Raw genomic sequence first — 3,981 nt, 5'->3', positions numbered from 1 at the left:
GGTACAGGAGTAGCAGGGATCCAGGCTGCCGATAATCAGCGGGGCATCGGAAACCGTATTGCCGCGCAGCATATAACGCAGCACCGGCCAGTTGGCGTAGGTGGCCGCCCGGCAGCGCCAGCGGAACAGCTTCTGGTTATCCCCCAGCATGCTCCAGTGGATATCTTCACCGCGCGGGGCTTCGGCATAGCCCAAGGCAAACTTGTGCGGCTGATAGCGGAAACCTTCGGTGAGCAGCGGGCCGCCCGGCAGGTTATCCAGGCCGTATTCGATCATCGCCAGTGAATCCAGCACTTCCTGCACGCGCACCATCACGCGCGAATACACGTCGCAGCCGTCGAAGGTGAACAGCGTTTTCGGCAATGAACCGTAGTTGGCATAAGGGTGGTCAAAGCGCATATCGCGCTTGAAGCCGCTGGCGCGGATCATCGGCCCCACCGGGCTGTAGTCGCGGGCAATCTGCCGATCCAACAGGCCAATGCCTTTGGTGCGCTGCTCTATATTTGGCGTGCCGAGCAGCATCTCTACCAGTTGCGTCACGTCGGCGCGCATCTCATGGATCAGCTTGATGGTTTTCACCCGCTGTTCTTTCAGGATGTCGCGGCGCACGCCACCGATCAGGTTGAGCCCATAGGTTTTACGCGATCCGGTTAACAGCTCCGCCATGGTCATCGATTTTTCACGCACGCGGAAGAACTGCATAAAGCCGGTATCAAAGCCGACAAAGTGGCTCGATAACCCAATGTTCAGCAGGTGGCTGTGCAGCCGTTCGACCTCCAACAGAATGCTGCGGATGGCATGGGCGCGGGGCGGCACATAGATCCCCAACGCATTTTCCACCGAGGTGGTGTACGCCACGCTGTGGGTAAAGCCGCAGATCCCGCAGACCCGGTCGGACAGGAAGGTGACCTCCTGATAGCCCATACGGGTTTCGGCCAGCTTCTCCATGCCACGATGCACGTAGAACAGCCGGTAGTCGGCATCGACAATGCGTTCGCCGTCAACAAACAGGCGAAAATGTCCTGGCTCATCGGAGGTAATGTGCATCGGCCCGATCGGCACCACGCGCGATTCACCGGTGGCCGCATTTTCAAACGGGTAGGTTTCCACGTTAGTGGTTGGCTCGGGGCGCTGGCGGTAATCCATGGTGTCTTTACGCAGCGGGTAAAGATCGTCTGGCCAGTCGTCCGGTAATACCAGGCGGCGTTCGTCCGGGAGCCCCACCGGGATTAAACCGTACATATCACGGATTTCACGCTCGCCCCAAACGGCGGCGGGAACGCGAGGGGTAACCGACGGGAACTCCAGCGTGATGGCGCTAACCTGAGCCTTGACGGTGATAAAACACTTTTCCCCTTCCTCCATCGACAGCACGTAGTAGACGGCGAAATCCCCGGTCAAAGTACGTTCGTCATTGCCAAACAGCACCGGCAGCCATCCACCTAACTGGTAATAGAGGTATTCCACGATTTCGGGTAACGAATTCAGCTTGACCGTGATGGTGACCTGGTTGGCGGTTTGCCACTCGGCATCCAGCAATGCGGAGGGGAACTTCTCGCGCACTTTGGCCAGATAGCCTTTGCCGAGTTTTTCGTTGTTGTTGAGGGTCAATACGTGGGTTTCGTAGCTCACTTTACTTCTCCTGCCTGAGGTTCGGCCGCAGAGGAATGATTCTGAACGGCCCATGGCCAGCTCAATGGCTGGGCATGAGTGCCAGGCTTGTTGTTCATCACGATGTGGACCGCGTTTTCCAGCAGTCGGCTGACCGGTTGCGGGATATGGGTGCCCATCACCAGCATCAATACCAGCAGGGTCAGCATCGGTAAGGTTGTCAGTATTCCCAGTTCGCCTTTGTTGACCTCTTCTGGTTTTGCGCCGAACAGCACGCTGGCTACCATGCGAACCAACCCAGCCAATACCACTGTCAGCAGCAACAACAAGACGATGGTCAACGTAATATGGCCAGCCGCCAGCCCGGCAGTGACCGTCATAAACTCACTGAGGAAAATGTTGAACGGCGGCATACCGCCCAGCGCCAGGGCTCCCCCTGCCAGCAACACAGCGCTGAACGGCATGCATTTCAGCATCCCTTTCGCCACGGTAATATCGCGGGTGCCATACTTCAGCAGCACGTTGCCAGACCCGCAGAACAGCAGGGTTTTTGCCAGGCTATGGTTCAGGGTATGCAGCAGAGCCGCCAGAATACCCAGCGGGCCACCGATGCCGATCGCCACGGCGATCAGCCCCATGTTCTCCACGCTGGAGTAGGCCAGCAGCCGCTTGATATCGCGCTGCACCAGAATAAAGAAGGCCGCCACTGCGACAGAAAGGAAGCCAAACACCATCAACAGAGTGCCGGTAAAGTCATGGCCCAAGGTGGTGCTGATAATGATGTAGTAACGGATGATGATCAGCAGCGCGCAGTTGAGCAGTACGGCAGAGAGCAGGGCGCTGGTGGGGCTTGGTGCCTCACTGTGGGCGTCCGGCAGCCAGGCGTGCATCGGGAACAGCCCGGTTTTGGTGCCAAAACCAATCAGGATAAACACGAACGCCAGATGCATCAGCATCGGATCCAACTGCGTAGCGTGCTTGAGCACTTCCGTCCAGAAGATGGCGTCGTTGGGATCGGGCATAAAGCTGGCCGCGTTGGCGTACACCAGAATGGTGCCGAACAGCCCGAAGGCCACCCCGACGGTGCAGATAATGATGTACTTCCAGGCCGCCTCCAGCGAGGAGCTCTGCCCGTACAACCCCACCAGAAACGCCGAACTGAGCGTGGTGGCTTCGATGGCCGCCCACATCAGGATCAGGTTATTGCTGGTGATCACCAACAGCATGGTGAACAGGAACAGGTGGAAGAAGCCGTAGTAGTGACACAGCGTCGCTACCGAAATCTCGCCTTCATCAACCTCATGGCGCATATAGCCAATGGAGTAAAGCCCGGTAAGGCAGCCGATGATACCGAGGATCGCCAGGAATAGGGCGCTCAGGCTATCCAGATGCAGCCAGCGTCCGGCAGCCAGAATATCGCCTTGCTGGTACACCTGCATCACCACCCATAGGGAAATCGCCAGCAGCAGCATGATACCGACAAAGTGCAACAGCGTGACGCAGACCCGCGCAGCATTTCCCAGCAATCGACAGGCAAAGGTCAGCAGCGAGAAGGCCAGCGGCGTCAGCAGTAATAGAAACAGCATGGTGGTATTACTCATCATCTCACCCCTTCAACGCCGTCAGTTGTTCAACATTCAGCGTGTTGAGCGTGCGATAGATTTTGCGCGCCAGCACGGCCATCACGATCACCGCAAAAATGGCATCGGTGGCGATACCAATCTCCACCAGCTCCGGCGCGCGATTCGCCAGCAGCGCCAGCGTCAGGTGCGAACCGTTTTCCATCAGGCAGTAGCCAAACACCTGCTTGAGGATGTTGCGCTGGGTGACGATACACAGCAGGCCGAGCATAAAATGCCCCAGCGATACCGCCAGCGCCGGTTTCAGCGAGGCCAGCAGCGGCACCTGCACCGGCTCCACCACAAACCAGCACAGCAGTACAATCACCGCCGCGGCCAGCATCAGCATCACCGGACCGATCAGGCTGCCGTTCGCCGAGGGATCGTCCATTTTGCGAAAGGCATAGGCCATGATCACCGGCACCAGCACCACCTTGGTGATAAAGGCGCTGATCGCCCACAGAGTGAGCTGGTGGGCGCCCAGGGTTTGCCCCAGCGTAAAGAAAATCAGCACCAATAGCAGCGACTGCAAGGCATAGAGCCAGCACGAGGCCACGGGCCGTTTGGCGCCAATTACCAGCAGCGAGGTGACCATCATCAGCCCCGCGAGGTTATTGACGATAAGTGAACCAGTCATAATCAACTCCCTTATCCAAGCCAGGCGACGGCAATCACGCTGGAACCTACCGACATCGCGATCAGAATCACTAACACCACGCTCATCACCAGCGGCAGCGGAGCGGCCTGTGCC

3 protein-coding genes are annotated in these 3,981 nt (G+C 58.1%); all 3 read right to left on the bottom strand.

Going from position 1 to position 3,981, the window contains the following annotated elements; all coding sequences use genetic code 11:
* Window positions 1-1,686, bottom strand: a 1,686-nt coding sequence (locus JHD74_RS25490; RefSeq protein ID WP_199063837.1) for a hydrogenase large subunit, incomplete at its 3' end; no start/stop codon positions are given.
* Entirely contained in the window at window positions 1,629-3,212 is a 1,584-nt protein-coding gene (locus tag JHD74_RS25485) for a hydrogenase 4 subunit F (protein WP_199063838.1), read from the bottom strand. The genes JHD74_RS25490 and JHD74_RS25485, both read right to left, overlap by 58 nt.
* Window positions 3,213-3,216: 4 nt before the next feature.
* The gene (gene hyfE, locus JHD74_RS25480; protein ID WP_024529686.1) at window positions 3,217-3,867 is read right to left on the bottom strand and encodes a hydrogenase 4 membrane subunit; all 651 of its coding nucleotides are present in this window, start codon (window positions 3,865-3,867) and stop codon (window positions 3,217-3,219) included.
* Window positions 3,868-3,981 lie beyond the last annotated feature (114 nt).

It is taken from the genome of Serratia sp. ASV30 (assembly GCF_016428815.1).
GTDB classification, from domain to species: Bacteria; Pseudomonadota; Gammaproteobacteria; order Enterobacterales; family Enterobacteriaceae; genus Chania; species Chania fonticola_C.
Note: the sequence above shows the minus strand (reverse complement) of the source record. Positions and strands in the feature narration are given on the sequence as shown.

Coding starts and splice junctions, on each gene's coding strand:
- JHD74_RS25485 (WP_199063838.1), bottom strand. CDS start 3,212: ATGAGTAATACCACCATGCTGTTTCTATTACTGCTGACGCCGCTGGCC.
- hyfE (WP_024529686.1), bottom strand. CDS start 3,867: ATGACTGGTTCACTTATCGTCAATAACCTCGCGGGGCTGATGATGGTC.